At 65.5% G+C, this 23,731-nt stretch carries 17 protein-coding genes, 1 tRNA gene and 4 pseudogenes; 8 read left to right on the plus strand and 14 right to left on the minus strand.

Annotated elements, in window-relative coordinates; translation table 11 throughout:
• Nucleotides 1-3: 3 nt before the first annotated feature.
• The 13 genes and pseudogenes from E8M01_RS34790 to E8M01_RS36045 form a co-directional block, all read right to left on the minus strand.
• On the minus strand, nt 4-1,530 hold the full coding sequence (locus E8M01_RS34790) for a Ppx/GppA phosphatase family protein (protein ID WP_246088537.1): 1,527 nt from the start codon (nt 1,528-1,530) through the stop codon (nt 4-6).
• Nucleotides 1,517-3,775 carry an RNA degradosome polyphosphate kinase gene (locus E8M01_RS34795; protein WP_136964361.1) on the minus strand — a complete coding sequence of 753 codons (2,259 nt, stop codon included), beginning with the start codon at nt 3,773-3,775 and terminating at the stop codon, nt 1,517-1,519. Before E8M01_RS34795 ends, E8M01_RS34790 begins: the two co-directional genes overlap by 14 nt.
• An 80-nt stretch (nt 3,776-3,855) precedes the next feature.
• Nucleotides 3,856-4,557, minus strand: coding sequence for an HdaA/DnaA family protein (locus E8M01_RS34800; RefSeq protein ID WP_136964362.1), 702 nt, complete (start codon nt 4,555-4,557; stop codon nt 3,856-3,858).
• A 2-nt stretch (nt 4,558-4,559) separates the two neighbouring features.
• Nucleotides 4,560-5,648, minus strand: coding sequence for an AI-2E family transporter (locus E8M01_RS34805; RefSeq protein ID WP_136958236.1), 1,089 nt, complete (start codon nt 5,646-5,648; stop codon nt 4,560-4,562).
• Nucleotides 5,649-5,733: 85 nt separating this feature from the next.
• Nucleotides 5,734-6,264 (minus strand): CDP-alcohol phosphatidyltransferase family protein, encoded by a 531-nt coding sequence (locus tag E8M01_RS34810; RefSeq protein WP_136958237.1) that lies wholly within the window; start codon nt 6,262-6,264, stop codon nt 5,734-5,736.
• Nucleotides 6,265-6,458: 194 nt separating this feature from the next.
• A complete protein-coding gene (locus tag E8M01_RS34815; RefSeq protein ID WP_136958238.1) occupies nt 6,459-7,331 on the minus strand; it encodes an alpha/beta fold hydrolase in 873 nt (290 codons plus the stop codon).
• A gap of 4 nt (nt 7,332-7,335) precedes the next feature.
• Nucleotides 7,336-9,111 carry an aspartate--tRNA ligase gene (gene aspS, locus E8M01_RS34820; RefSeq protein WP_136958239.1) on the minus strand — a complete coding sequence of 592 codons (1,776 nt, stop codon included), beginning with the start codon at nt 9,109-9,111 and terminating at the stop codon, nt 7,336-7,338.
• A 153-nt stretch (nt 9,112-9,264) separates the two neighbouring features.
• The gene (locus tag E8M01_RS34825) at nt 9,265-9,879 is read right to left on the minus strand and encodes a hypothetical protein (protein WP_136958240.1); all 615 of its coding nucleotides are present in this window, start codon (nt 9,877-9,879) and stop codon (nt 9,265-9,267) included.
• A gap of 10 nt (nt 9,880-9,889) precedes the next feature.
• Nucleotides 9,890-12,760 carry an OmpA family protein gene (locus tag E8M01_RS34830; RefSeq protein ID WP_170182198.1) on the minus strand — a complete coding sequence of 957 codons (2,871 nt, stop codon included), beginning with the start codon at nt 12,758-12,760 and terminating at the stop codon, nt 9,890-9,892.
• Nucleotides 12,761-13,016: 256 nt separating this feature from the next.
• Entirely contained in the window at nt 13,017-13,421 is a 405-nt protein-coding gene (locus tag E8M01_RS34835; protein WP_136964364.1) for a hypothetical protein, read from the minus strand.
• Nucleotides 13,418-13,978, minus strand: coding sequence for a porin (locus E8M01_RS35825; RefSeq protein ID WP_136964365.1), 561 nt, complete (start codon nt 13,976-13,978; stop codon nt 13,418-13,420). The genes E8M01_RS34835 and E8M01_RS35825 overlap by 4 nt, the downstream gene beginning before the upstream one ends.
• Nucleotides 13,979-14,004: 26 nt before the next feature.
• Nucleotides 14,005-14,226: pseudogene (locus E8M01_RS36040) on the minus strand (porin); the annotation flags it as partial.
• Nucleotides 14,211-14,411 carry a porin gene (locus E8M01_RS36045; protein ID WP_211596684.1) on the minus strand — a complete coding sequence of 67 codons (201 nt, stop codon included), beginning with the start codon at nt 14,409-14,411 and terminating at the stop codon, nt 14,211-14,213. The gene E8M01_RS36045 and the pseudogene E8M01_RS36040, both read right to left, overlap by 16 nt.
• 302 nt (nt 14,412-14,713) lie before the next feature.
• Here E8M01_RS36045 and E8M01_RS34855 point away from each other — a divergent pair.
• From E8M01_RS34855 to E8M01_RS34890, 8 genes and pseudogenes are all read left to right on the plus strand, one after another.
• A tRNA-Ser gene (locus E8M01_RS34855) sits at nt 14,714-14,805 on the plus strand.
• A 352-nt stretch (nt 14,806-15,157) separates the two neighbouring features.
• Nucleotides 15,158-15,511, plus strand: a complete 354-nt coding sequence (locus E8M01_RS34860) for a DUF6481 family protein (RefSeq protein ID WP_136964366.1) — start codon at nt 15,158-15,160, stop codon at nt 15,509-15,511.
• A 289-nt stretch (nt 15,512-15,800) separates the two neighbouring features.
• A pseudogene (locus E8M01_RS34865) lies at nt 15,801-16,307 on the plus strand (Lrp/AsnC family transcriptional regulator).
• 171 nt (nt 16,308-16,478) lie between these two features.
• Nucleotides 16,479-16,775: an ABC transporter substrate-binding protein gene (locus E8M01_RS34870; RefSeq protein WP_246088538.1), complete on the plus strand. Its 297-nt coding sequence runs from the start codon at nt 16,479-16,481 to the stop codon at nt 16,773-16,775.
• A 127-nt stretch (nt 16,776-16,902) separates the two neighbouring features.
• Nucleotides 16,903-17,349 carry an ABC transporter substrate-binding protein gene (locus E8M01_RS34875; protein WP_246088539.1) on the plus strand — a complete coding sequence of 149 codons (447 nt, stop codon included), beginning with the start codon at nt 16,903-16,905 and terminating at the stop codon, nt 17,347-17,349.
• Nucleotides 17,350-17,449: 100 nt separating this feature from the next.
• Nucleotides 17,450-18,181 (plus strand): annotated as a pseudogene (locus E8M01_RS34880) (ABC transporter permease).
• Nucleotides 18,169-18,931, plus strand: a pseudogene (locus E8M01_RS34885) (ABC transporter ATP-binding protein). Before E8M01_RS34880 ends, E8M01_RS34885 begins: the two co-directional pseudogenes overlap by 13 nt.
• A gap of 690 nt (nt 18,932-19,621) precedes the next feature.
• Entirely contained in the window at nt 19,622-20,965 is a 1,344-nt protein-coding gene (locus tag E8M01_RS34890; RefSeq protein ID WP_136964367.1) for a porin, read from the plus strand.
• A gap of 258 nt (nt 20,966-21,223) precedes the next feature.
• On the opposite strand, the gene E8M01_RS34895 is transcribed toward E8M01_RS34890, so the two are convergent.
• Nucleotides 21,224-22,186 carry a tyrosine-type recombinase/integrase gene (locus E8M01_RS34895; protein ID WP_136964368.1) on the minus strand — a complete coding sequence of 321 codons (963 nt, stop codon included), beginning with the start codon at nt 22,184-22,186 and terminating at the stop codon, nt 21,224-21,226.
• Nucleotides 22,187-23,731: the final 1,545 nt, after the last annotated feature.

Here is a 23,731-nt window from a genome sequence, read left to right on the forward strand (position 1 = left end):
CTCTTAAGGAATCGCGCGCAATTCGCTGTCGCGCCCGACCATGCGCCCGAGCGTGCGCAGGCGATTGACCAGCCGCTCACCGGCCAATCCCGACAGGTCGCCGGCGAGCGTCAGCACCAGCCGGCGATCCTCGACCGTCAGCGGCGCGCGCGGCAGGACGCCCGGCATGGCCGCCGAGATCAGATAGGCGACCCGCATGGCGGCGCCGAGCACCCGGGCGCGATCGAGCAGCCTGACCCCGACCAGTTCGCGGATCCGGGGCGACATGAACTCGTCGATGATGCCTTCGTGGCGATAGAAGGTCGCCAGCGCCAGATAGGCGCGGCCGGGATGGTCGACGCCGGCGAAATTGGCGTGGGCGATGATGTTGAGGCTCTGCTCACCGCGATAATCGGGATGGGCGCGCCAGCCGATATCGGCGAGCAGGCAGGCGGCGTGGCGCAGCCGGCGCTCCTCCGCGGTCTCCTCGAGGTGAGAGACCTCCATGAAGCGGTCGGTCCAGGCGATCAGCTCCTCGCCATGGCGCGGCGAGCGCGAGCGCAACAGGCTGAGTTCGCGCGCCGCCGACAACAGGGGATCCTGGTCGCGCTCGATCTCGTCGAGCATCGAATAGAGCAGGCCCTCGCGCACGCCGAGCACCGAGATCACCACGCGATCGACCTTGGAGGCCCTGACCACGGCTTCCAGCACCAGGGCGCCATAGGCCAGCAGCGGCCGCCGGCTTTCCGCGACCACCTCGATGCGCGAGATCGTATCGGTCGGCTGCCGGCTGACCAGATAGCAGAAGTCGGCGATCTCCTTGCCGGTCAGGGCATAGCCATGCATGACGTTCAGGGGATAGCCGCGCTGCGCCATGTGCAGCTTGGCGAGCGAGCGCCACGTGCCGCCGACCGCATAGAAGGTGTGGCCCTTGCCCTTCTTCAACAGGTCGACCTTGGCAATGGTCTTGGCGGTGATCCGCTCGGCCTTCTTGACCGAATAGCCCGAGGTGTCCTGCAGCGCGAGCCCGCCGAGCGGCAAGGTCACGCCGCCGCCGATCCTGCCGTCCTTGACGTCGACCAGCTCGAGCGAGCCGCCGCCGAGATCGCCGACGATGCCATCAGGCCGGTAGGTGCCGGAGATCACGCCGAGCGCCGCGAAATTGGCCTCCTCGCGCCCCGACAGGAGCTTCAGCGGCACGCCGCAGATCGCCTCGCATTCGGCGATGAAGACGTCGCCGTTCTTGGCGTCGCGCACGGCGGCGGTCGCCAGCACATGCAGCTCGCCGACATTCAGCTGGTTGCACAGCACGCGGAACCGGCGGATCGAGGCCAGCGCCTTGGCCACCGCGTCATCGGCCAGCCGGCCGCTGATCAGCACGTTGCGGCCGAGGCCGCACAACGTCTTTTCGTTGAAGATCGGCGTCGGCGAGCGGGTCAGCGCCTCGTAGACGACGAGGCGAACCGAGTTGGAGCCGATATCGATGACGGCGATCGTCGGCCCGAGCTGGAGCCGGCCCGGCGCGATCTCGAAAAAATCAGCTCGCTCCACGCTCTGCCCGACGGGAGAGGTGGCGGGGAGATGATTCTTTGAGCGATTTTCCACGTCCTGACAGGCTCGGATTGGTCATGAAATATTTATGGGCATTGAACGGCTCTTCGCCCTCGGCCGGCTTGATACGCTCCGAGCTCCCGTCCGACAAGACCCGCCAGCTCTGCTGGTTGTCCTTCAGATTGGCCATCATGATCTGATCGAGCGCCTGCTGATGCACCGTCGGGTTGTTCAGCGGGCAGAGCGACTCGACCCGCCGGTCGAGATTGCGCGGCATGGCATCGGCCGAGGAGATGTAGACCCGGGCCTTCGGATGCGGCAGGCCATGGCCGCCGCCGAAAGCATAGATGCGGGTGTGTTCGAGGAAGCGGCCGACGATCGATTTGACCCGGATATTGTCGGAAAGGCCGGGCAGGCCGGGCCTGAGGCAGCAGATGCCACGCACCACCAGGTCGATCGCGACGCCGGCCCGGCTGGCATCGTAGAGCGCATCGATGATCTCGGGATCGACCAGCGCGTTGAGCTTCATCCAGATCGCCGCGGGCTTGCCGACCCGGGCGAATTCGGTCTCCTCGGCGATATGGTCGAGCAGCCGCTTCTTCAGGTTGAGTGGCGACACCGCCATCAGATCCAGTTCCTGGGGCTCGGCATAACCGGTGATGAAGTTGAAGATGCGCGCGACGTCGCGGCCGATCACCTGGTCATCGGTGAAATAGGACAGGTCGGTGTAAACCTTGGCGGTGATCGGGTGATAATTGCCGGTGCCGACATGGCAATAGGTGACCAGCGCCTCGCCCTCGCGGCGCACCACCATCGACAATTTGGCGTGGGTCTTCAGTTCGATGAAGCCGAACACCACCTGCACGCCGGCGCGCTCCAGGTCGCGCGCCCAGCGGATATTGGCCTCTTCGTCGAAACGTGCCTTGAGTTCGACCAGCGCGGTGACCGATTTGCCGGCTTCGGCGGCTTCCGCCAGCGCCTTGACGATCGGCGAATCCGAGGAGGTGCGGTAGAGCGTCTGCTTGATCGCCACGACATTCGGGTCGCGGGCGGCCTGGTTGAGGAACTGCACCACCACGTCGAAGCTCTCATAGGGGTGGTGGACGATCAGATCCTTCTGGCGGATCGCGGCGAAGCAATCGCCGCCCTGGTCACGGATGCGCTCGGGATAGCGTGGCGCATAGGGCACGAATTTGAGATCCGGCCGGTCGAGCGAGACCAGCTGCGCCAATTCGTTGACCGCCAGCACGCCTTCGACCCGGAACACCTCGTCGTCGACCACGCCGAGGGCGCGGGCAATGAAATGCCTGAGGTCTTCGGGCATGCTCGCCTCGACCTCCATGCGGATGACCGAGCCCCGCCGCCGCCGCTTCAACGCCGATTCGAAGTGGCGGACCAGATCTTCCGCCTCTTCCTCGATTTCCAGATCGCTGTCGCGAATGACCCGAAAGGCGCCCTGCCCCTTGACCACATAGCCGGGGAACAGCCGGCCGATGAACAGGCCGACGGTCTGCTCCAGCGTGATGAACCGGCGAGCGCCGGTCTCGGCGAGGTCGGGCAGCTTGATGAATCGGTCGATCTTGGCCGGCACCCGGATCAGCGCCCGCATGGCCCGGCCGTCGCCGGCGCGCTGCAGCGACAGGGCAATGGTGAAGCCGAGATTGGGAATGAACGGGAAGGGATGCGCCGGATCGATGGCGAGCGGCGTCAGCACCGGGAAGACGTGGCCAAGGAAATGATCCTCCAGCCAGGCCCGCTCGGCCTTGGTCACATCGGGGCCGTCGACCAGCACGATGCCCTCGGCGAACAGGTCCTCGCGCAGTTCGCGCCAGCGCTGCTGCTGGTCGGAGGCCAGCGTCGCCACGCTGTCGCTGATCTTGACCAGCGCCTCGGCCGGGCTCAGCCCGTCGGGCGAGAGCGTGCCGACGCCGGCCAGCACCTGGCCGCGCAGGCCGGCGACCCGGACCATGAAGAATTCGTCGAGGTTATTGGCCGAGATCGACAGGAAGCGCAGCTGTTCGAGCAGCGGATGATTGCGGTTCGACGCCTCTTCCATGACGCGCCGGTTGAACTGCAGCCAGGACAGCTCGCGGTTGATGAAACGCTGCGGCTGATGGCGCAGGTCCACCGGCGGCCCCTGCTTTTCGGCGGGCGCCGCGAGCTTGACTGCCGGTTTGGCCTCGGTGCGGAGCTCGACGATCGGCTCGTGCCGCGGAGCGTCCTTCTTGGTCTCGAGCGTTGCCATGTCTTTCCCTCGGGCGATAGGCGATACCCATCACCTGCGATCATGACGCCGCTGTGACCGGCGTCAAAGAGAAGTCTTCGTCAGATCAGGCTCGGCTGCATGACCCGCTCGAGCACCTGGGCGGCGAGCGGACGGGTCAGCCGGCGGCCGGTTTCCAGCGTCTCACGATCGAGCTCGGTGACCAGACGGCGCGCGGCATCGAGCGAGCGCTCCATGCGGCGGGCCAGATATTCGACGATGTCGGCGTCAGCCAGCAATTGACGGTCGGCGAACAGCTTGACCAGGACGGCGCGCAGCAGCGCGTCTTCGGGTTCGGCCAGCGCCACCGCCGGAATGGCGCGCAGCCGCGACGACAGGTCCTTCAGGCCGGTTCCCCAGCTGACCGGCGGCTCACGCGTGGTCATCAGGACGAAGGCGCCCTCCTCCTTGGCGCTGTTGATCAGGTGGAACAGCGCCAGTTCCGAGGTTTTCGGGCCGGCATCCTCGAGCAGCAGCGCGCCGGTCGCCAGCGCATCGGCCGGCACGGCGCCGGCCAGGTCGCGCGCCGCCAGCCGGCGGGCCCCGGCATGGTCGGCCCAGATCGCGCCGAGATGGCTCTTGCCGGCGCCCGGCGGGCCGACCAGGGCAACCACCGGCGCCGGCCATTCCGGCCAGGTCTCGATCAGCGCCAGCGCTTCGGCATTGCACGGCGCCTCGAGAAAATCGTCGCGCGCGAGGGACTCGGGCAACGCAAGATCGAGCGCCATCTGGCGCGGGCCGGCACGAAACGCATTCGGGAACATGATCACTTTTCCGACCGAGCCGGACCTTCCCGGGGCACACCCGTATAGAGCGGGCTTGCGAGGTACTGCCTGATGGCGAAGCGGGTCAAGACACCGATCGCAGCCGCCAGCGGCACGGCCAGCAGAAGTCCGACGAAACCGAACAGGGCGCCGAAGGCGAACAGGGCGAACATCATCGAGACCGGATGCAGGCCGACCGATTCACCGACGAGGTTGGGATAGAGCACATAGGCTTCGAGGAATTGCCCGACCACGAAGATGCCGATGATGATCGCCACCATCGACCAGTTCGGCCAGAACTGCACGATGGCGACGCCGAGCGACAGGATCAGCCCGGTGAGCGAGCCGACATAGGGGATGAAACTGAGGAAACCGATGGATATGCCGATCAGCAGGCCGAAATTGAGCCCCGACGCGGTCAAGGCGACACCGTAGAAGATCATCAGGATGCCGCAGACCGCGGCCTGGCCGCGCAGGAAGCCGGCCAGCGCCCGGTCGATCTCGCGCATCAGGCCGAGGATCGTCTCCCTGTGCTTCAGCGGCAGCCAGGAATCGATCTTGACCATGATCTTCGGCCAGTCGTTCAAGAGATAGAAGGCGACCACCGGCGTCACCACGATCAGCGAGAACAGCGAAATGAAGGCGGCGCCGCCGGACCACAGCCCCTGCAGGAAACCCGCGGCCCAGCCGACCGACTGGGAGACCAGGTCGCCGACCGAGCGCGACACGTCGGGCAGCCGCTCGCCGAGCACCTTCTGGAGCCATTCCCGGTTCTGCTCGGTCGCCAGCGTCTGCAATTGCACGACATAACCGGGCAGCCGCGCGATGAAGGCGGTGAGCTGATTGGCCAGGATCGGCACGATCAGGAACATCAGGCCAATGAACAGCACGACGAATGTGCCGATCACGAACAGGGCGCCGAGCGTGCGCGGCAGGCCGAGCTTGGCCAGGCGCCGGACGATCGGGTCGAGGAAATAAGCCAGCGCCAGCCCGGCGACGAAAGGCAGCAGGACACCGCGCAGGACATAGAGGGACAGGATCAGCAGCACCAGGCCGCCGATCCAGAACCCCACTTGCTTTTGAAGCGTCAACGGTATCCCTCGCGGATCGCCACCGATCGTACCGACAAGGTCGCAAGACGCCGCGTCGGTTTCAAGGCCTCATGACAAGGGATCGTCACGTCGACATGTGGCGCACCCAGGCCACCAGATAGGCGCCGGCCGAGGCGAGCGTCAGCACCGCGACGGCCCACATCGCCACCTCGATGGCCAGGTCGAGATCGAGCCCCAGCCCCTTGGAGGCCAGCACCAGCGCGGCAAACACGATCTGCGCCACCGTATTGGCCTTCGAGACGAGCAGCGGCTGGATCGCCAAGGGCTTGTCGACAAATGTCGACAACAGCACGCCGCCGACGATCATGAAGTCGCGCGACACCACCAGAATGACCACCCAGGGCGGAATGAAGCCGAAAATGGCGAGCGAGACATAGATCGAAACGATCAGCGTCTTGTCGGCCAGGGGGTCGAGATAGGCGCCGAGTTCGGTCCGCTGGTCGAACCGCTTGGCGATATAGCCGTCGACCGCATCGGTAATGCCGGCGAAAACGAAGATGCCGAGCGCGACGCCCATCCGCCCCTGGGAAATTGCCCAGACCACGACGGGGACGAGCAGGATCCGCAGGATGGTGAGGAGATTGGGAATGCTCACGGTTGCGTTATCGATCCGGCCCCAGGGACGCGGACACTAAGGCCGGCGCAACGGCTTGCCAAGACTATCAAAATGGAGATCGACTATCAAAATGGAGATCGACCACCAAAATGCAGACCGACCGCCGAAATGCGGATCGGCACGGAATTTCCGGGCCTTGCGCCGGCGGCACCGGGGCCGGCCGCCGCCCGGCCTCAGGCCGGATCGCAGCGGCGGGCAAATTCGGCGATCCGATCGATCGACGGCCGGTCGGTCAAAAGCGGCGCATGGCCCTGGCCCGGCACATCGAACACCCCAAGGTCCGGCCGGCGCGCGACCATGGCGGCGACCGTCTCGGCCGAAATGATGTCGGAATGTTCGCCGCGGATCACCATGGCCGGGACATTGGCCAGGCCATCGAATTGCGGCCAGAGCGTCGGCAGGGGCGCATCGAAATTCATCGTCTCCATCGGCTTGGTCAAGGCCGGGTCGAAGGCCGGCACCAGTCTGCCGTCCCTGGTCATCCACATGCCCTCGGCCTGCCGATACCAGTCGGCATCGGAAAGTGCCGGAAACTTGGCGCTGCCGATGCTTTTCAGCAGCGCCACTGCCTCGTCGAGGTTTTTCGGCTCGGGCAATTTGCCGAGATAACTCTTGATCCGGGCCAGGCCGGTGCCGTCGATCACCGGCCCGATATCGTTGAGGATGGCGCCGGCGATCAGGCCCGGCCGCGCCGCCGACATCAGCATGGTCAGGATGCCGCCGCGCGAGGTGCCGAGGAAGATCGCCTTGTCGATGCCGAGCACGGTGGTGACGGCGAGCAGATCGTTGAGCTCGACCGGCAGCGCATAATTCTGCCAGTTGGTGTCCCAGTCGGATTGTCCGCGGCCGCGATAATCCGGCGCGACCACTTGGCGCGTCGCCGACAGCGCGCGGGCGAGCCGGTCGAAATCGGCGGAATTGCGCGACAGGCCGGCGAGGCAGATGAGCGGCCAGCGGCCGGGCTGCGGCACGCCATAGACCCGCACATGCAGCCTCAGGCCGTCGGTCGCGCCGACGAACCGGCTCTCGTAGCCCGCCTCGCCCATCGCCTCAGGCTTTCGGATCGATGGCGAGCCGGATCGACAATTCGCGCAGCTGGCGGGGCGTCACCTCCGATGGCGCGCCCATCAGCAGGTCCTCGGCGCGCTGGTTCATCGGGAACAGAGAAATCTCGCGCAGATTGGTCACGCCGCAGATGAGCATGACGATACGGTCGACACCGGCCGCCATGCCGCCATGCGGCGGCGCGCCATACTGGAACGCCCGGTACATGCCGCCGAAGCGCTCGATCACCGTTTCCTCGCCATAACCGGCGATCTCGAAGGCCTTCACCATGGCCTCGGGCCGATGGTTGCGGATGCCTCCGCTGGCGATCTCGTAGCCGTTGCAGGTGATGTCGTACTGAAACGCCTTGATGGTCAGCGGATCCTGGCCCTCCAGCGCCTCCAGCCCGCCTTGCGGCATGGAGAAAGGATTGTGCGAGAAGTCGACCTTCTTCTCGTCCTCGTTCCACTCATACATCGGGAAGTCGACGATCCAGGCGAGTTCGAAGCGGTCCTTGTCGACAAGGTTCAGCTCCTCGCCGACCTTGGTGCGGGCAAGGCCCGAGAACTTGACGAATTTCGCCGGGTCGCCGGCAACGAAGAAGGCGGCGTCGCCTTCTTTCAGTCCCAGCGCGTCGCGGATCGCGGCCGTGCGCTCCGGGCCGATATTGTTGGCGATCGGGCCGGCGCCCTCGCCGCCCTCGCGCCACATGATGTAGCCGAGGCCGGGCTGGCCCTCGCTCTGCGCCCAGGAGTTCATCCGGTCGCAGAAGGCGCGCGAGCCGCCACCGGGTCCGGGGATCGCCCAGACCTGGTTCTTGGCGTCCTCCAACATGCGCGCGAAGACCTTGAAGCCGGAACCGCGGAAATGCTCCGACACGTCCTGCATGACCAGCGGGTTGCGCAGGTCCGGCTTGTCGGAGCCGTATTTGCACATCGATTCCGCATAGGGAATGCGCGGGAAGGCCTGGGTGACCGGCTTGCCCTCGGCGAAGTCCTCGAACACGCCACGGATCACCGGTTCGACCGCCGCGAAGACGTCGTCCTGGGTGACGAAGCTCATTTCGAGGTCGAGCTGGTAGAACTCGCCGGGCAGACGGTCGGCGCGCGGATCCTCGTCGCGGAAGCATGGCGCGATCTGGAAATAGCGGTCGAAGCCCGACATCATCAGCAGCTGCTTGTACTGCTGCGGCGCCTGCGGCAGAGCGTAGAACTTGCCGGGATGGATGCGGCTCGGCACCAGGAAGTCGCGCGCGCCCTCCGGCGACGAGGCGGTCAGGATCGGCGTCTGGAACTCGAAGAAACCGGTGTCCTTCATGCGCCGGCGGATCGAATCGACCACCTGGCCACGGGTCATGATGTTCTTGTGCAGCTTCTCGCGACGGAGATCGAGGAAGCGGTATTTCAACCGGGTCTCTTCCGGATATTCCTGGTCGCCGAACACCTGCAACGGCAGTTCCGCTGCCGGACCGAGCACTTCGATCTCGGTAATGAACACCTCGACCTCGCCGGTCGGGATCTTGGCGTTCTTCAGGCTCTCGTCACGCCCCTTCACCTTGCCGTCGATGCGGATGACCCACTCGGCGCGGCATTGCTCGAGCGCCTTGAACGCCGGGCTGTCCGGGTCGGCCAGGCACTGGGTGATGCCGTAGTGATCGCGCAGGTCGACGAACAGGATGCCCCCGTGGTCGCGGATACGGTGGCACCAGCCCGAGAGCCGGACGGTCTCGCCGACATCGGTGGAGCGCAATTGGCCGCAGGTGTGGGAGCGGTAGCGATGCATGGAAGGCCTCGGCAAACGGAACGGCAGCGCGGATGCGCGCGAAAGAATGTGCGTCCGTTTAGCGGAAGCGCGCGCCCGCTTCAAACGGAACCGACGCAAAACAGCCGCCGCGACCCTGAGAAAGCGCCCTCCGCCGCCCGGATCCGGGCTCGATCAGGCCTTGGGCTTGCCCCGCGGCTTGGCGCGCGCGGCTCCCGGAGCCGCCGTCGCCGGCTTTGACGGGCGCTTCGCCGCCCGCGTCTTTCCGGCCGGCTTGCCGTCAGGCGGCAGGCCCGCCGGCAGCATTGCCGCCGGCGGCTTTTCCCCTTGCGCTTTCCTGGCTCGCGGCTTGGCGACCTTGGCCGGCGCCTCCGGCGACGCCGGTGCCGCTGCGGCCTCCGGCGGCACAGCCGGAAGCGGCATCGCCTCGACCGGCACAACCGCAGGAACCGGCGGCGAAACAACCGCCAGTTCGGAATCCGGTTTGGCTGCGCCGCTGCCGAGCCGGCGCAGCACGGCGCCAATGCCGCAGCCGAGCACATAGGCCCCGGTCATTGCCAGCGCCATGTCGAGCCAGAGCCCGTGCCGCCCCCTGAGCCAATGAAGGATTGCGGCGGCGACCCCGACCGCGAGCAGCGCCGCGATCGCCCAGACCAGCAGATCCAGGGCGAGACCGCTCCGCCGGGTTTCGCCGGGCTGCCGGGGGCGGCCGGTCGCCGCCCCGACCACCATGCCGAGCAGGATCGCCGCGACGACCCAGGGCCAGAGTGTGGTCACGAGATAAGCCATCGATCCCCCCTCACGGCCTGACGACGAAATCGATACGGCGGTTCTTCGCCCGGTTCGCCGCCGAGTCGTTCGGCACCACCGGACGCGTCTGGCCGAACCCCTGGGCCGTCAGCCGCGCCGCCGGAACACCCCGCCGGATCAGATATTTGACCACCGACAGGGCGCGCGCCTGCGACAGGTCGAGATTGCGTTCGGCCGAGCCGGTGTCGTCGGTATGGCCCTCGACAATGAAGGCAGCGGCCGGACATTGCCCGAGGCTGCGCGCGATACGGGTCAGGACGGCAAGGCTGTCCGGCCGGATGGCATCGCTGTCGGGGCGGAAAGCGACGCTGCCCGTCGTCAGGATTTCGCGGATCTGGACCGCACAGGGATTGCTCGAGGGCGCGGGCGCCAGGCCGGCCGGCGGCGCGACCGGGCCGATCAGCTCGTGGTGTGTGGCGAAACCTTCCGGCCCGGCCGGCGGCAGCTGGCCGCGGATGTCATTGGCGACCGCTTCGGACGAAGCCCGCCCGGCGACGCGCAAGGTCCGGTCGAGGATCGAAGCCCGGCCTTCGGCGAGCCGCGCGACCTGCGCCATGGCAAACAATGCAACTTGAGCGAACCCATCCGGCGCGCCGGCGGCGAGCTCCTGGCTGTCGCGCACGGCGAGCGGCGCGAAGATCCGCTCGGCCGCCTCGCGATTGGCTTGGCGCAGCGTGTTGGATGGCACGAAGCCCTGCAGCAGGACGCCGCTTTCAGTCTTCTGGACGAACCAGGGGTAAGGCGAAACCACGGGTGGCCTGATATCGACACCGGCGAGCCGGCCGCCATTCGGAAACGGCTCGGTGCGCACCGCCTGGTTGGCGGCGACAAATCCCGGCCGGTCGATCGCATCGCCTTCGATGGTGAAGGCCTGGTCCTGGTAGCGGGCGCTGCCTTGCCGGAGCCGCGCGACCTGCATCAGCGCGAAACGGCCCGCTGCCACCCAGTCCATATCGGCCGGCTGGCCCTCGGCAACCCTGATCTTGTCGGTCACCGTGACGCCGGGCAGCGTGGCGCGGGCGGCCTCGACCAGCGCCGTCTTGTCCGCCTCGCTCGCGGCAAAACCGTCGAGCGTTACCCCTTGCGCAGTCCTGATGATGTTGAGCAGGAACGGCCGGGCCGACAGAATGGTCGCCACCACATCGTTCTGGACGATCCTGGCGCTGCGCGGCAATCCTTGCGGACCGGACGCGGCAGCCGCCACCTCGGCCGCGCCGACCGTGTCACGCCCGGTACCGGTGATCGCGAAACTGCCGTCGGAGAGCGAGACGGCCCCGTCCTTCAGCCGCTGCAGCTGGCCGAGGCCGAACAGGGCGGCAGCGGCAAAATCGGCCGATGCGCCCTCGGCGACCCGCATGCGATCGACCACCTTGGCATTGCTGGCAATAGAACGCGCGCGCGCAAGGACCTGATCGCGGACGCCGGTCGAAGGCACATGGCCCTCGAGCACCACATCCGCCCCGTCGAGCCGGGCTGCCCAGGTGAACGGCCGGACCGTCGGCGGCACCAGATCGATGCGTGCAACCGTCAGTCCGGTCGGCGGCTGCCTGAGCATCGCGGTGACCGCATCGAGAACGGCGAAGGTCCCTGCCCGGCCCTGAATGGTCAGCGCCGTATCGGCAAGCAGGGCGGAAGCCGGGTCGAGCCGCGCCGCCTGGCCGGCGACGAAAGCCGCCATGGGCTGGAACCCCTGCGGCGCGCCAAGGCCGATCTCGGCCCGATCGGCAATGGTCAATGTCGGCGCCGCCGCCCTGATCGCCGCCAGCACATCGGCGCGGACGTTCTCGTCCGGGATAAAGCCGCCAACGGCAATGGTGTCGCCCTGGCGGATGACCGAGAACCGGTAAGGCGCGATCACCGGCGCGGTGATCGTGGCGGTGGCCGAACTCAGCACCGCCGGCAGTCCGCTGCGCACGGCCCGCGTCACGGCGGCATAGGTCGCGCCATCGGGCGCCGCGCCGCGCAGCGCCAGGGCGCCGTCGCGCAGGCTGACCCGGCCCGCGCTCAGCCGGCCGAGCTGGGCCAGCGCGAAACCGGTCATCGCCTCGTAGCCCGACGGTGCGCCTTCGGCGAGCGTCATCCGGTCGGTGATCGCCACGCCGGGCAGGACCTGCCGCGCCATGGCGAGAACCGAAGCTCTGGTGGCTTCGTTCGGCACATGCCCCGACAGGGCGAGGCCCGACGGGTCGCGCTCCGCTTCGAACAGATAAGGCGTGGCGCGCGGGGGCCTGATCGTGATCTCGGCGACCGAAAATCCCGCCGGCGGCGCGCCGATCGCCTGGCTGACGGATGAAATGACTTCCGTCGTGTTTGCAGTGCCTTGCAAGGATATCTTGAGATCGGAAAGGGCGGCGCGGCCTTGCTCGAGACGGCCGAGTTCGCGCAGCAGCAAGGCCGTGGCATCGGCAAAGCCGTCAGGCGCGCCGCGGGCAAGCTCCAGCCGGTCGACCACTTCGGCGCCACCGGTGAGCCGACGTGCCTGCGCGATGATCTGGCCGCGGGACGCCTCACTTGGCACCACGCCGGTCAAGGTGATGACCTCGCCGGCCTTGTCCGCGGTCCAGAGATAGGGCTGGCGAACGGCAATGATGCTGGTCGCGTTGTCGACCAGCCGCGCGCCGGCGACCTCAGCCGCCGCGCGCGCCGCGAGCGCCTGCGCTTCCAGGCTTTCCGCCTGGCCGTCATCCTGATATCGCGGCCGATCGCCTCGACCTTGGCCAGTCGAACCCTTGGCGAGCCAGTTCAGCGCTGACCGCTTGCCGACATCGGCGGTGACGGGGGCCTCGGTGAAGGCAATGGCCAGGAGGACGAGCAGCGCCAGCGGCGGCAGACCCCAGATCCATTGCTTCGGCCGAAACATGTCCCAATTCCCTCTCCGCCGGATCGCGTCGCCGCGCGACATGGCGAGACCTGCGGGCGCGCAGTGTCTGCGACGCCACCCTCTGACCGCAACCCCCAGCGGCGACCGGCCACAGGTTTCGTCGCTTCTGTCCGGACCGGCGTCGCCGGTCGGAGCCATGCTGCGACTGTTGCGGCTGCGAGACGCTGCTTCAAGGCAAAAAGAAACCCCGGCGGTTGCCCGCCGGGGTCCTTTAACTCAGGATCTGAGGATCAGATCAGAAGTTGCGCTGAACGCGGAAGGTACCAACCCAGGCACCTTCCTGGCCGCGCGCCACGCCGCCGCCGGTGATGGCCGGAACGCCACCAGCCTGCGTGCGGGCATTGATGTTGTGATAGACAACTTCAAGGCCGAGGTCGAGGTTACGAACCGGCGACCAGATCGTGTTGACGCCGACGTTCCAGTACTTGATGTCCGAGAGACCAACACCGGCAGCCGGCTGGTTGATGTCGGAATAAGCACCGAAGATCGACGAACGCAGAGCCGGGGTCCAGAAGTGACGGAAGCCGGCGGCAACCGACCAGGCCTTGGTGGTCTGGATCGAGGCATTGCCGACGACCGGAACACCACCGAGGTTGTTGGCGACGACGGCGTCACGCAGGTTGCTGTTCAGAGCATTCACGCCAGCGAGTTGCCCGCACCGGAGATCGTGCCGCGGTCACCACCCTGGTTGGCCGTGCCGAAAGCGTAGTCGAGAGCGCCGTCGGCATAGACTGCCTGCAACCACAACACGTCGCCACGGGCGAGCATGTCGAGGTTCAGACGCAGACCGGCACCAACAGCCCAGCCGAACTTGTCGCCAGCGGCGTTGGTCGGACCACCGAAGTTCAGGCCAGTCGCCGTGGTCACCACGGCAGCGTTATAGCCATAATCGGTCAGCTGGTGCAGGGCACCCATGATCTGAGCCGAACCCCAGGCCTGATCGACGCGCAGGTTGGCGACGATGTCCGGGAGCTTCTGGGGGCCGTAGGTCATGCCGTAGACGCCCGAGAGCGGACGCGCCAGGCCAACCGTGTTGACGCCGACAGTGCCGTCGAGCCAGGTATCGCTGTTCGAGTAGCGGCGATACATGCTGTCTTCCAACGACACCGTCGCCGAGAAGCCCGAACCGAACGAGGCGGTATAGGCCAGCACGGTGGTCGAGCGCGCGGTCGCGGCGAAGTTGCCGGAGAGCTGCACGTCGCCTGGTAGAAGTTGAAGAACGAGGCCGAGAAGCCGAAGGTGAAGCCAGCGAACTGGATGAAGGCACGCTCGACGTTGATGGCGGAAGCACGCGGCGACTGATGCACGCCTGAGTTGACCAGGCCCTGCGAAGAGAAGGCGCCGCCGTACTGACCGCGATAGGCCGAGAACTGGCCGAAAGCGCGGAGCAGGCCGTATTCGGTGTTCGAACGGGCGTCGACGTTCAGCGTCAGACGCACCGAGGTGCCGTAGAGCGAGTCGAAGTACGAGGTGCCGAGAACCTGCTGGCCGGGGACAGCGGTGCTGCCGTTAGAGCGGCTGCCCGGATGGTGTTGACGCCGTAGTCGACACGCACGAAGCCGCCGATACGCAGGCAGTGTCGGTGCCGGGATGAAGAGAAGCCCGCGCCGTAGGTGTCGCAGATGCGCACGTACTCAGCGGGGCCGCCTTGCCCGGAAGATCGGCAGCCTGAGCGCCGGCGATGGCAACGAAGCCCGCCGCGGTGCCGAGAAGAAGGCTCTGCTCCGACAGGCGACTCGGTACCTTGAGAGACCTTGGCGATCCGCCCGGCGCGGTCGCCATCGCCGATGGCCGGCCAAGACCGGAAGCTGGCGCCAACGGCAGGGCCGCGCCTTGGCCCGTCGGTCTCCGGCCTGCATAAAAGAACTGGCCATCTTGTTCGGCGATCGCCTTGCCAATTGCCGCGTTCGCGGGCATAGAGACGGCCATCGCGGAGACGTGGCCGAGAGGCTGAAGCGCTCGTTTGCTAAACGAGTGTACGCTCAAAAGGTGTACCGAGGGTTCGAATCCCTCCGTCTCCGCCAGACTTTAGGTAATGCAGACGATAATCTGGAGATGTGAGGCCGGTTGCAAGATCAGTGACAAGAGCGCCCCTGCTCGATCTAGCGCGCTTTTGGCGGGAACCATTTGACAGTGCCACGCGTTGAACCGGTGCAAATCATGCGCAGAGGTTCGATGGACTGCCGGAGCGGATCGCCATTCAAGATAAGCGATGTGAAGCAGCCTCGGCGCAACGGCCCGATTCCGGCCGCCAAAGCGAATCCCCAAGCTGTCACGGCAAATCGCATTATCTTTATCGGAAATGCGCGATTGCCATGGCGATGAAGCCAGTGAATTCCTAAATAAGTCCCACCCAGCACGAACCAAGGCTAACCTTTGTCGATCCACCAGCAGACCACTTTTACCGGACGTCGCGAAACCGCCGAGAAGGCCAAGCAGAGCCTTCTGGAAAAATTCCGTTCGCGCCCGGGGCCGGATCATCCGGAGACCATCAAGCGCGAGGCAGCCCGCCGCGCCGTGGTCGAAGCGCGCGAGGCCCGCGAGGCCGCGCGCGAAGCCGAGCGCGCCGCCAAGGCCGCGCAGGAGCCGCCGAACGGGCGAACGCGAAGAAGCCGAGCGTATTCTCGAGGCCGAGCGCCAGGCCCAGCGCGAGGCCGACCGCCGAAAGCCATGCTGCGCGAGGCCGTGCTTTACGCCACGCAGCGCGCCCAGCGCGGATCGCGTCGCTAAGTCTTCTCAAGCCCGAGACCGCCGACGAAGCCGTCGGGGATCGAAGGCGATCTGATCAGTTTGGAAAGGCCGGCCTCGCGCCGGCCTTTTGTTTTTTGCCCTGACCGAAGCGGTCAACGGGTCGACCGCCTCAGCGGAACAGGCGCCGCCACGGCGCCGCGCAGCATCTGCGCTCTTGCCAAAACAGAATAAATATTCTCATATCCGGATGAAATCTAGCCTATCAGAAATTATTTTCTCATAAGCCCAGTTTGGTGAACGCCATGTCACATTCGGGGCTAAGCAGAGAATGGATGCCATTGACCGCAAGATCCTGACGATTCTTCAGATGACGCCACGATCTCGATCGCCGAACTCGCCGAGCGGGTTCACCTGTCGCAGACCCCGTGCTGGAAGCGGATTCAGAAGCTCGAGACGAATGGTTTCATCGTCCGCCGTGTCGCGCTGGTCTCGCCGGAAAAGCTCGGTCTCGGCCTGACGGTTTTCGTTTCCATCGAGACGTCGGACCATCGCCGGGAATGGCTCGGCAAGTTCGCCGAGACGGTTTCGGCGCTTCCCGAGGTGATGGAATCTACCGGATGGCGGAGACGTCGACTATATGCTGCGCGTGGTGTGGACCGACATGGCCGCCTATGACGCCTTCTACAAGCGGCTGATCGAGACGATCCCGCTGAAGAACGTCACGTCGCGTTTCGCGATGGAGCGCATCAAGTCGACCACCCCTATCAGGTGCCGGCCTGCCGAAGCCTTGAGGCGTGGCAGCGGCGTCGCAGTTCATTCCAGTGATCGGCGCTGAGAGCATTTTATTGTCGTCATCAAGCCATTTTCGAGAATGAAATATCTGCCCATGCGACCGTCTTGCGATCCGAAACCATATCATCATCTGACTTTGAAATGACCGCCTCGCGCCGCCTCCATCAAATGGATTGACCATGTCGCTGTCCCGCGTCTCGTCCTCGCCGCGCCCATGGTGGTGACCTTCGCAACCCGCTCCGGCGCGCAAGGCGCGGCTCCGGTCGCGGCCCGGATCGGCGTCATTCCGATCCTGGCGGCGGCGCCGGTCTTCGTGGCCGACCGCCAGGGCTGGCTGAAGGAGGCCGGGCTCAACACCAGCTACACGACCTTCGAGTCGGGCCCGAACATGATCCAGGCGCTCGCCTCCGGCACCATCGACATCTATGTCGCCGGGGTCGCGCCGCTTGGCGTCGCGCGCACCCGCGGCATCGACATCAAGGTGTGTCGACGACGGCGGTCGAGGAGATGACCGCGGTGGTGACGCCCAAGCTCGCCCTTCTTCGAGCCGGCGTCGCGCCGGCCGAGGCGTTCAAACGCTATCGCGCCGAGGCCGCGCGCGGCCACGCTGGCATACGACATAGCACTGGCTCTGGGAGGTGACCAGGACCGACAAGGCCGATGCCACGGTCGTGCCGATGGGCATTGATGCCACCCAGCAGGCGGTTCTGGTCGGCGCGGTCGAGGGCGCGACCATTCGCGAGCCGGCGGTGACCATCGTCACGCAGCGCGATCCCGGCATCAAGATCGTCGCACTGGGCGGCGAGATGTTCCCGAACCAGCCGGGCACGGTGGTCGCGGTGACGGCGGCGTTCCTGCAGCGCCACCCGGACAAGGTCCAGGCGCTGGTCACCGGTGTGGTCAAGGCCGTCGCCCTGATCAAGAGCGATCCGGCCCGCGTCGCCCCGCATGTCGAGCAGGCGCTGGGCAAGGGCATTGTCGATGTTGCCACCATTGCCAAGGCGCTGGTGTCGCCGGCGTCGAAATTCACCGCCGATCCGCGCAGCATCATCGAAGCCACCGCGGCGCTGCAGCGCTACCAGTGAAGCTCGGCTCGCTCGACCGCGAACTGCCGCTCGACGGACTGTTCGAGACGCGCTTTTTCGAACACGCCGCCGCCAGCCAGTGACGCCGTGAAGCCGTTGAATTTGCTCCTGCCGCTGGCGGCCTCGCCGATTCCTCGGCCTTTGGGAGGCCGTGCCGCAGCTTGGCCTGGTCAATGCGCCTTCCTGCCGCCCCCAGCGTGCTGCCGGCGGCGTTCTGGCGTGAACTCGCGTCGGGGGCCTGGCTCGAAGCCATCCGCAGCAGCCTCGGCCACTACACCACCGGGCTGGTCACCGGTTCGGCGCTCGGCGTCGGGCTCGGCGTGGTCACCGGCATGTATCGGCCAATGGAGAGCCTGACTCCTGGGTGGTGCGCCTGCTCCGGCCGATCCCGGGTCTGGCCTGGGTGCCGTTCGCGATCATCTGGTTCGGCGTCGCGCCCTCGGCGGCGGTGTTCATCATCGCCATCGGTGTGTTCTGGATCGTCTATTTTGCCGCTCATGGCGCGGTTCGCCATGTCGATCGCGACCTGATCGAGGTGGCCGATGCCTTCGGCTTCCGCTCCGGACCGGAACGGCTGATCAAGGTTCTGCTGCCGGCCGCGACCCCGGGCATCCTGGTCGGCCTGCGCACCGCCATCGGCCAGGCCTGGATGGCGGTGGTCGCCGCCGAAATCTTCGGCGTGGCCGCCCTCGGCCAGCGCATGATGCAGGCGTCCAGCCTGCTCGCGACCGATATCGTGGTGGTCTATATGCTGACCATGGCCGGGCTTTACGGCCTGCTCGACACTGCCTTCGTGGCCCTGCAGGGATGGTTGCTCCGATGGAGGGCGTGATCGACATTAAGGGCCTGTCGCTCGCCTTCGAGCGCGACGGCCAGCGCACCGAAGTCTTGTCCGGCCTGGACCTGACGGTCCGGCGCGGTGAATTCCTGGCGATCGTCGGACCGTCGGGGTCGGCAAATCGACCCTGCTCCGCGTGCTGATGGATCTGGCGCGGCCGACCGCCGGCGCAGTCGAGGTCGCGCAACCGGCGCCTGGCCGGCGGGCGCTCGCTTTCGTGTTTCAGGATGCCCGGCTGCTGCCTTGGCGCCGGGTCATCGACAATGCCTTCGGGCTCGAAAAAACCGGCCTCGGACGGAGCGAAAGGCGCAACAAGGCGGCCGATGCGCTTGCCGTCGTCGGTCTCGCCGAATTCGCCGAACGCTGGCCGCACCAGCTTTCGGGCGGACAGCGCCAGCGCGTCGCACTGGCCGCGCGCTCGCCGTCGATCCCGAAGTCCTGCTGATGGACGAGCCGTTTTCGGCGCTCGATGCGATCACCCGCGAGGGATTGCAGGACGAGTTGACCCGGGTCAGGCAGACGACCGGCAAAACCGTGCTGTTCGTCACCCATGATATCGACGAAGCGACCTATCTCGCTGATCGCATCGTGGTGCTCGCCGGCTCGCCGGGCCGCATTGCCGGCGTGCATGGCATCGACCTGCCGCATCCGCGCCGGCGCCAGGATCACAGCCTGCAGAACACGGCACTTGCCGTGCGCGCCGCGCTCGAGGGGGATCTCGTCATCGACGGGGCGGCGATCTGACACCCCAAGCGCCGGATCGGGCCGCCATATCGACTCGGCACCCGAATCTGCTGATGGGGCGAATCCGGCGTTCGCCGAGATCCAGGCTTGTGAGATTCGCGCCTGGGCCCGTGCCGGGTGATTCCCCGCGGCCCCGATGCCAAAGCCGCCAGATCGATCCGAAAGACGGCAAATCCACCGGAATGGCCGGTGGGAGGCGTGAAATGCGCAAATTGCCGCCGTTCGGCTCCGGATTCGCCCGAGTCCAGCTCTCTCTCCGCAAGCGGCGCGCGGACCGCCGCCGGGCCTTGGCGCCGGGTGGGCGCAGAGCCGCTCCGCGCCCTATTGGTTAATGGCGGCTGTCGCCGGGGCTGCCGAAATTGATCTATCTCTTTAAGGGCTTGCGGTGCCGATGCGGGCTTTCTGGCCGGTTAACGGCGGCGTGGCCTTCTTGCAACAGTTCCGGGCAAAGCCACTCCAGAGGCTGTGCGGACTGTTGTTTCCGTTGATTGGCGCGATGCCATCGGCAATGGTGACCCTGCGACGAAGGGGGGCACCCCGGTCGCACCGCCTTTCTTGGGTTCGAAGGTTCGTAACCCCGAAGACAAGAAAGTCGGCTCGCGGGGAATTAAGGGCCGAAGGCTCGTCGGGATACCGGCAAGATCAACGAACCCCAGCTCCCTTTCAGGAGAAACTTTGGAGGTCTACAACATGAAGACGGTCAAGAGCCTTCTTCTCGGCACCGCGGCGGGCTTCGTTGCCATCGCCGGCGCTCAGGCTGCCGATCTTCCGGGCAAGGCGGCCCCCGCTGAGTACGTGCGCATCTGCGACACCTACGGCGCGGGCTTCTTCTTCATCCCGGGCACCGACACCTGCCTGCGTATCGGCGGCTTCGTGCGTGTCGACTACACGGTCAACACCACTCCGGGCAGCCGCTCCGGCAGCACCGCTGTCCCCGGCCAGCGGGTTCTCGGTACCTCGTACTTCGACTCGCTCTACGGCACCTCGGCGCGTCTGACGCTGAACGTCGACGCCCGTTCGAACACCGAATACGGCCTGCTCCGCGCTTTCGGCCAGTTCTCGGCCTATCGCGGTCAGTTTGACGGCGCCTTCTCCTCGCAGGGCCTGGTCAACTCAGGGTGCATCAGTCGCCGCGTGCTTCCGCCATCAACGTCGAGCGTGCCTTCATCCAGTTCGCTGGCTTCACCTTCGGCTTCTCGGCCTCGTTCTTCAACTTCTACCAGGGCGACGTGCAGCTCTCCGGCAACTTCGCCGCGACCGCGCGCTCGACCACCGTGCTGGCCTATACCGCCTCGTTCGGTTCGGGCTTCTCGGCGACGGTGTCGTTGGAAGACAGCATGTATCGCCGCTACTCAACAGGACGTCTGGCTCGACGCCGCCGGCGTCAACATCACGCCGCTGGCGCGTCCGCTCTCGGGCGTCTACGGCATGACCTACGGCCCCAGAAAGTCCGGACATCGTCGCCAACCTGCGCGTCGATCAGGCCTGGGGTTCGGCTCAGATCATGGGTGCCCTGCACCAGCTGACCGATTACGGCTATGCTGCACGACGGACCCACCCCGCCCTGGCCTGAACTTCGGCAATCCGACCAACGCAGCCGGCGACAAGTTCGGCTGGGCTGTTGGTGCCGGTCTCCGTCTGAACCTCGACATGCTCGCCCGTGGCGACGTGTTGTGGTTGCAGGCAGTCTATGCCGACGGCGCTCTCGACTACGCCTTCGGCACGGCCAACCAGGGTGGTGATCGCGACCATCTCCGGCGCGGCAACCTGTCGGGCGTAAATGCTCTGAACAGCAGCCTGCGTGACGCGGTCGTCGCCAACAACCTCGGTGGTGTTCCGGTCGTCGGCAATGCCTCGATCCAGACCACCAAGGCCTGGTCGGTTGCCGCCGGCTTCCGTCACTTCTGGACCCCGGCTCTGCGTTCGTCGATCTTCGGTGCTATTCCGACATCAACCAGCCGGCTGCGGTGTTGGCCTCTCGGACATCAAGTACTGGAACGTCGGCGTCAACACGATCTGGTCGCCGGTTCGTAACCTCGACCTCGGCCTTGAAGTTGTCTACCACAACATCAATGCCCGCACCCAGGCTGGTCGTTCCGGCCATCTCGGGCGGCGGTGTGCCGCGCGGCCAGGAAGGTGCCTGGGTTGGTACCCTCCGCGTTCAGCGCAACTTCTGATCTGATCCTCAGATCCTGAGTTAGAAGACCCCGGCGGGCAACCGTCGGGGTTTTTCTTTAAGTTAAACCCAAACAGATCAGAAAATACGAACAGCGAACAAGCTGTGGCTATCCCTCAATGACTGAGAGGGTCAGGAATCTTCTTCAATTCATCGAACATGACCGGCACGGATACAGCGCCATAACGCCGCGATATGCTCGCCTGAGCGTGACCAACGATGGCATCCGTGATTTTTTCGGGAATGCCGACCTCGAAAGCCTTCTCCTTGAACCAATGTCGCCAGGCATGGTTCGGGTCCTTGCCGGAGGATCGGCCAATGTCGAGGCCAAGCGAATGGATCCACTCGGTCAGTCGATTCCGGGTGGTGCGGCCAGGATTATACGGCGCAGGGATCGACGAAGTCGTCGTCTTCCCGTCCAGAATGAATCGTCGCGCGTCTTTGTTGATGAAAAGACGATCGCGCCCTGTCGAATGAACGAAGTCTATAAATCCACGCTCGAGAATAAGCGGATGAATAGGAACAATGCGCTCGGACGCAGCGGTCTTGATTGGCCCCGCCTGCCGTGAAATACGGATGCACCAGACGTCATCGATCTTCACGACATCTTCGTGTCGCAGATTGACGATGGTAGAAATACGGCTGCCGGTCAGCGCGGTCAGCCACGGGATCCATCGTCGCGATGGTTTGTCTTCGAGATCGGCGGCGCGCAACAATGTCCGCGCCTCATCATCGGAAAACGCCATCATCTTCCGGCTCGTCACCAGCCGGCTGCTGCGGAAACGAACGCCGGATGTCGGATCCGCGATCGGCAGCAAACCCTGTTCGATCCCGAAACGGAAGATCGACCGGAGCGCCGCGAGGTCCGAATGCCGGGCGGTTCGCAACAGCCGGCCGCTCTTGATCAGGTGATCCCGGTAATTCCTGACATCCTGGGTCGAAACGCGCGCCGGATCCGAATGCCCGAGATAAGCGACGAAGCGCTGAATCAATGTTTCCCAATAGGGCGGCGTCGTCGGCGCCCCGCCGGACAGCAGATGTTGCTCGCGCCATTGTTCGAACAGCTCGTCGAACGACAATTCCGGCTCGCGTCCGGTGGCGCGGGCTGTCGATCCCGCTTCCGGGGCGGCTCCAGCCCGGCCAGGTGAAAGGTCGGCGCAGTTTGCGCCGGCGCGAGTTCGTCAAATCGAACGGCAGCCTTGAACGGAACCACCACCCTCGCCTCTCCCCCGCCGGCGAGCTCCTGAGCTGCGACCGTGGGAGAGGCCGTATTGACCGACGACAATTCACTAACATGGACCAATATCTGAAACGATATCGCCATTGCGAAGTATTTTGCGTCCTGAATCGACCGGCAAACCGGAGGATCTGGATGGAGGAGTCGATTACAACGTTGAAGACAAGACCATCGACGTTGACCCTGACCGAAACTCCAAAAAAATCCTCGACAATGCTCGGTGCGATAGGCAGCGCAAAGCTGAATGTCCCGTTGGGCGCACAAGTCAATTCGGGTTGTGACGCGACTGAACTCAAAGCTTGAATTCCTCAATCCAAGACCGTCTGCCAACCGAAATCATTCAGCCGACCGACAACCGCTGCGCCTCACATAGGTCCGGAGTCGTCAAAGCGTAAAGGACAGACCAGAAATCGGTCACCTCGCCACATCCAATTGTCAAATACCCGACATTTGAAGCATCATAGCCATATGGCTGCTGTGATTACAAGCATTGAGTCAGTTCGGTGACAGGTTATGGCCAGAAACATTGCTTGTTTTTTGGCCAATCACAGGCCTACCAGATTCCAGGTATTCCATCGGGAAGCTGAGGCCGGCCAATTTTCTCGCCCGCACAACCCATGCGGATACATCACGACCCCAATCTGAAAAATTATCCGCCGACGACGGGCGAGGTGCCGATCAACGGATGAGTCCACCGGCAGGTACCTTGGGCATCGCGGTTTTCACGGGCCGTTGCAGTTGTGCCACGCTGGGCAACCCGGCGGACTCTCCGGCTGGACCTGGCGGCTCGACCAGCCGCAAATGCCTGCCCGGTCATCATCTCGCGACCCGTGAGAGGCGAAACAACCCATTGTTATAATTGGCTTATCTGAACGCGCCGCGTCCGGCCCGCCGCCAAGACCGCGAAACCCGACGATCGGCAAGACCGCGCAATCGGCGGAACCGATCCGGCCATGAATCTGAGCGGGCCGCCACCTTTCACTATGCCGTGATGACCGAGAAGTGCTCCTTGACCACCGCAACTGACGCATAGGTTGCATATAAAACACACGTTATAGTTTATCAATTGGATTCTACAACCACGAGACCAAGACGGATGAGGCGGCCCATTTGACCTCGGAACGGGCCCGTCGGGCGGAGGCACGAACGCAGCACAGGCTGATCCCGGCAGCACGACGCGGCGATGCGCGCCTTCGAGAGGCGGCCGCCTCGGCCGGCGAGGCGAAGCGACCGTCGACCGGCTTCGCGACACCTGCGCCGGAGCGCTCCGCCCGATTGGCGCCTGCCCGCCGCGCTGGGCTTTTCATACGAAGCGGTATCCACTTCGCGCGGAAATGCTCTAGAACCCGGGCGTGAACGCCGTACCCACGCAACCGCCTGCCGCTAA

The sequence above is a fragment of the Phreatobacter stygius genome, from assembly GCF_005144885.1.
Lineage (GTDB): Bacteria > Pseudomonadota > Alphaproteobacteria > Rhizobiales > Phreatobacteraceae > Phreatobacter > Phreatobacter stygius.

Bases quoted from the DNA above. Each gene is read 5' to 3' on its own strand.
- E8M01_RS34795 (WP_136964361.1), bottom strand. From the start codon at position 3,775: ATGGCAACGCTCGAGACCAAGAAGGACGCTCCGCGGCACGAGCCGATC.
- E8M01_RS34800 (WP_136964362.1), bottom strand. From the start codon at position 4,557: ATGTTCCCGAATGCGTTTCGTGCCGGCCCGCGCCAGATGGCGCTCGAT.
- E8M01_RS34815 (WP_136958238.1), bottom strand. From the start codon at position 7,331: ATGGGCGAGGCGGGCTACGAGAGCCGGTTCGTCGGCGCGACCGACGGC.
- aspS (WP_136958239.1), bottom strand. From the start codon at position 9,111: ATGCATCGCTACCGCTCCCACACCTGCGGCCAATTGCGCTCCACCGAT.
- E8M01_RS34825 (WP_136958240.1), bottom strand. From the start codon at position 9,879: ATGGCTTATCTCGTGACCACACTCTGGCCCTGGGTCGTCGCGGCGATC.
- E8M01_RS34830 (WP_170182198.1), bottom strand. From the start codon at position 12,760: ATGTTTCGGCCGAAGCAATGGATCTGGGGTCTGCCGCCGCTGGCGCTG.
- E8M01_RS34870 (WP_246088538.1), top strand. From the start codon at position 16,479: ATGGTGGTGACCTTCGCAACCCGCTCCGGCGCGCAAGGCGCGGCTCCG.
- E8M01_RS34890 (WP_136964367.1), top strand. From the start codon at position 19,622: ATGAAGACGGTCAAGAGCCTTCTTCTCGGCACCGCGGCGGGCTTCGTT.